Genomic DNA, 4,811 nt, shown 5'->3' with positions numbered 1-4,811 from the left:
AAGAATTCTATAAATTAATTTTAGATGTTGAAGAAGATAGTATCCAAAGATTTCTTAACTCATCTATTGTTTTTTATCCTAAAAAAGATTACAGTATAAATGATATACTTAATCCAAATTATTTTAATTTGTTATATAAGCTTACTATTGATGCAGAAAAAATAGCTATATATTCTACAGAATATGAAGTTTTTGATCAAATATTCACAAAAGTTTTTGGAGCCACTAAACTGACAGATGTTTTATATAAGTTAGAAGATAAAAGTTATAGGGTAATAAAAAACGACAGTGGGATTTTTTTAAACATGGAACCTGATATTGTTGATATCGATGAAAAATACCTGTTAACCGGAAGTACGAAAAATATTTATAATAAAAATGAAGATTGGGATTTTTATGTTTCAGTTGAGGATAGAACTTTAGTAATTACATTTGAGTCTAATAATTATGGAAATAGCAAAAAATTCTTTAATCTATCTCAATTAGAGAATAAAGTTATTTTTGGTGAAGCAATAGAGATGGAATTGATAGACAAAAGTTCATTTGTTTCATATTTTAATAAATTTATGCTACCATTAGACAAAGAAACTGAAGAATCATTGCACTTTATCAACGAAATAATCGAAAAAGAAGAGTTTGTAGTAGTTACTTCACGAGGGATAACTAATGAAGAGTTGTTTTTATTCTTTCAAACACCTTTAGATAAAGAAAAAATAGTCAAATTTGCCCTTGATAGAAATCTACAAAAAGGTGAGATAGGACATTATCTATTTTATCTTTTTAGTAGTGAAACCAATGGAAACTTAGTTTATTTATATATATCAGACGATGAATTTATTTTTTCAAACGTTGAACCTAAAAAAGTTAACAAATATTTTTCACAATTACCACTTTTAAAAAATACTTCTTATTATAAAATAGTGGATGAAAAAGAAAAGTTATGTAATTTTTTTGTTTTAAATTTATCACAATATTTATCGAACAATTTTTATGCCTCTTTGGACAGTTTTATTGTGAGACAGGAATTTGAAAAAAACAACAATTATATAATTAAAATAAAGACTAGATAGATATATTCAAAATGGAGTGAAGACGAGGTGATACATTGATGTTATTCGGATTTCTTGACAAAAATAAAAGTTTACTTAAAAAGTATGAAAAGATTACCAACACTGTGAATGAGTTTGAAAAAGAAATGATGTCTTTAAGTGACAATGAACTAGCGGGAAAAACTGAAGAGTTCAAAAAGAGAATAAATAACGGTGAGAGTTTAGATGATATTCTTCCAGAGGCTTTTGCAGTTGTTAGGGAGGCTTCAAGAAGAATATTAAATATGAGACACTTTGACGTACAAATTATGGGTGGAATTGCGTTACATGAAGGAAAAATAACAGAAATGAAAACAGGAGAAGGTAAAACACTTGTTGCGACACTACCCATTTATTTGAATGCATTAACAGGAAAAAATGTACACCTTGCTACACACAACGATTATTTAGCAAAAAGAGATGCTAAGTGGATGGGTCCGGTGTACGAATTTTTAGGATTGACAGTAGGTTTCATTCAAGCAAATATGAAACCAGAGGATAGAAAAAAAGCATATCAGGCTAATGTAACCTATGGAACTGCTAATGAATTTGGATTTGATTATCTAAGAGACAACCTTGTATATGATAAATCAGATAAGGTACAAAGAGGTCATTTTTATGCAATTGTCGACGAAGCAGATTCAATATTAATTGACGAAGCAAGAACCCCTTTAATAATATCTGGACCTGCAGATACACCTTCTGATTTGTACAGAAGATTTGCAAGTCAAGCTAGGAAGTTTATACCCGATAAAGATTATACAATAGATGAAAAGCAAAAAACAATTGCTTTAACAGAAGAAGGTATTTCAAAGGCTGAAAGGATGTTGTCAATTGATAACTTGTATGATCCCAACAACATTCAATATCTATTTCATTTACTTAACGCATTAAAAGCGTTAAATTTCTTCAAAAAAGATAGAGATTACATTATTCAAGACGGCGAAATTATCATCGTTGATGAATTTACCGGTAGATTACTTCCGGGAAGAAGGTATTCAGAAGGGTTGCACCAAGCTATTGAGGCAAAAGAAGGAGTAAAAATAAAAGAAGAAAGCATGACTTTTGCTACAATAACCTTCCAAAATTATTTCAGGATGTATGAAAAATTGGCAGGAATGACAGGAACTGCTAAAACTGAGGAAGACGAGTTTAAGTCAATTTATAACACAGAGGTTGTAGTTATTCCCACCAACGAACCCGTTATTCGTGAAGATAAAAATGATTTAATTTATAAAACAAAAGAAGAAAAATATAAGGCGATTGTAGATGAGATAGTTAAGAGATACGAAAAGGGACAACCTGTACTAGTTGGAACAACCTCTATTGAAAACAGTGAACTTTTAAGTGAAATGCTGAAAAAAAGAGGGATACCTCACGAGGTATTAAACGCTAAATACCATGAAAGAGAAGCAGAAATAATTGCTAAGGCAGGTCAAAAGCATGCAGTTACTATTGCTACAAATATGGCAGGAAGAGGAACTGATATAAAATTAGGAGAAGGAGTCACAGAACTAGGCGGGCTTTTTGTACTTGGAACTGAAAGACACGAAAGCAGAAGAATAGACAATCAGTTAATTGGAAGGGCAGGAAGGCAAGGAGACCCTGGAGAATCTAGATTCATTCTGTCTTTTGAAGATGATTTGTTAAGATTATTTGGTGGAGACAGGATGAAAAATATGATGAATACACTAAAAATTGAAGATGGTCAACCTATAGAACACAAAATGTTGACCCATATTATACAGGACTCACAGAAAAAAGTTGAAGGTATACATTTTTCTATAAGAAAAAGATTATATGAGTTCGATTCAGTGATGGATAAACAAAGAACTGTTATATACAATCATAGAGACTGGATATTAGAGCAAGGTAACTATGATGAACATATGAAAGAAATAATTGCAGATGTTGTAGATAGATTAGTAGATGCATGCTGGAACGAAAGTGAAGAAAAAATTGATAAAGCGGTATTATCTCAAAAGTTAAAACAATATTTAATTATAGCTGATTTGAAGGGAGATAATACAGAAGAGATAAAAGAAGAAGTTTTCAATCTTTTCTGGAGAAGATATTCTGAGAAAAAAGAGGAATTTGGAGAAGATTTCAATAAAGTTGCAAAATTTGTTATGTTGAGAATAATAGATGATAAATGGAGACACCATCTTGATTCAATAGAGGCGCTTAAAGAATCAGTGAATTTAAGGTCTTATGGTCAAAAAGACCCTGTTATGGAATTCAAGAGAGAATCTTATATACTATTTGATAAAATGGTTGATAGTATTTATGATGATATAATTAATTATTTAATGAGAATTGTAAGGGTTATCCCCGAAAAAGAAGAAAAAGAAGCCATGAAGGCTTATTCAAACCTTAGTTTTATACACAATGATATGTCTGCTATTGATGGCAAGGATGGTAAATCTAAAGAGAAAGAAAGTAATTTTTCAGGAAATAAAATAAGAAAAAGATACAAAGTTAAGAAATAAAGTTTAAATTCAAAAGGGTTTCACATACATTTGTTTTGCGGTTCTTTATAGGTAAATGAGTTTATGAGGTGATTAAATGATAGAATATGAAGTAAAAGTAAAGATAGATGAGCTGAAAGAGAAATTTGAAGACTTGAAAAAAGTATTTAATTTAGAAAAAAAGCAACAGGAAGTTAAAGAATTAGATAACATAATGGCACAACCAGAATTTTGGAATGATTTAGAGAAAGCTCAAAAAGTTTCGAAAAAAGCCCAAAATCTAAAAGATGAAATAGAAGATTTTAAAAAACTTGAATCTATATTTGAAGATTTAGATGTAGCTATAGAGCTATCTGAGGAAGACTCTACAATGATGGAACAAGTTGATGAAATTTTACAAGTTATTGAAAAGAAAGTTGATGAATTCCAATTAAAAATGCTACTTTCAGGAAAATATGACCATGCCAATGCCTTTTTAACTATTCATCCAGGTGCTGGAGGAACTGAATCTCAAGATTGGGCATCTATGCTTTTAAGAATGTATATAAGATGGGCTGAAAAAAATGGTTATGAGATTGAGATGCTAGATTATCAAGATGGTGAAGAAGCAGGAATAAAAAGTGCCACTATTAAAATAGATGGTTTATATGTATACGGTAAATTAAAATATGAAAAAGGGGTTCATAGATTAGTTAGAATTTCACCGTTTGATGCTAATGGAAGAAGACATACATCATTTGCATCTGTATCTGTTGTACCAGAAATAGACGATGATATTGAAATAGAATTAAAGCCTGATGATTTAAGAATAGATACCTATAGGTCAGGTGGCGCTGGAGGACAGCACGTTAACAAAACCGATTCTGCAGTACGAATTACTCATATACCAACAGGTATAGTTGTTGCTGTCCAAAGTGAAAGATCACAACATCAAAACAAGGCAAATGCTCTTAAAATTCTTAAAGCTAAATTGTATGATTTAGAACAACAAAAAAAGTTAGAAGAAAAAATGAAACTTATGGGTGAAGTAAAAGATATTTCTTGGGGGAACCAAATTAGATCTTATGTACTTTATCCATACACACTTGTTAAGGATCATAGAACAAACCATGAAACATCAAATGCAGAGGCAGTTTTAGATGGAGAAATAGACGATTTCATAGAAGCAGAATTGTTATATTTTGCTAAAATCTAATAAAATTTACTTTAAGTTTATTTAAAATTCATTATTAATTGTAACAAGAGAGGTGTATAA

At 30.3% G+C, this 4,811-nt stretch carries 3 protein-coding genes; all 3 read left to right on the top strand.

The window, feature by feature from the left end; translation table 11 throughout:
• Window positions 1–1,070, top strand: a 1,070-nt coding sequence (locus PKN74_RS07905; RefSeq protein WP_472310262.1) for a hypothetical protein, incomplete at its 5' end; no start/stop codon positions are given.
• Between the two features lie 38 nt (window positions 1,071–1,108).
• Window positions 1,109–3,577, top strand: a complete 2,469-nt coding sequence (gene secA / locus PKN74_RS07900; protein WP_472310260.1) for a preprotein translocase subunit SecA — start codon at window positions 1,109–1,111, stop codon at window positions 3,575–3,577.
• A 76-nt stretch (window positions 3,578–3,653) separates the two neighbouring features.
• Window positions 3,654–4,751, top strand: coding sequence for a peptide chain release factor 2 (gene prfB, locus PKN74_RS07895; RefSeq protein WP_472310258.1), 1,098 nt, complete (start codon window positions 3,654–3,656; stop codon window positions 4,749–4,751).
• Window positions 4,752–4,811: the final 60 nt, after the last annotated feature.

This window comes from Defluviitoga sp. (genome assembly GCF_035349255.1).
Lineage (GTDB): Bacteria > Thermotogota > Thermotogae > Petrotogales > Petrotogaceae > Defluviitoga.
Note: the sequence above shows the minus strand (reverse complement) of the source record. Positions and strands in the feature narration are given on the sequence as shown.

What these genes read in the sequence shown, in the direction of transcription:
- secA (WP_472310260.1), top strand. Translation starts at nt 1,109, where the DNA reads ATGTTATTCGGATTTCTTGACAAAAATAAAAGTTTACTTAAAAAGTAT.
- prfB (WP_472310258.1), top strand. Translation starts at nt 3,654, where the DNA reads ATGATAGAATATGAAGTAAAAGTAAAGATAGATGAGCTGAAAGAGAAA.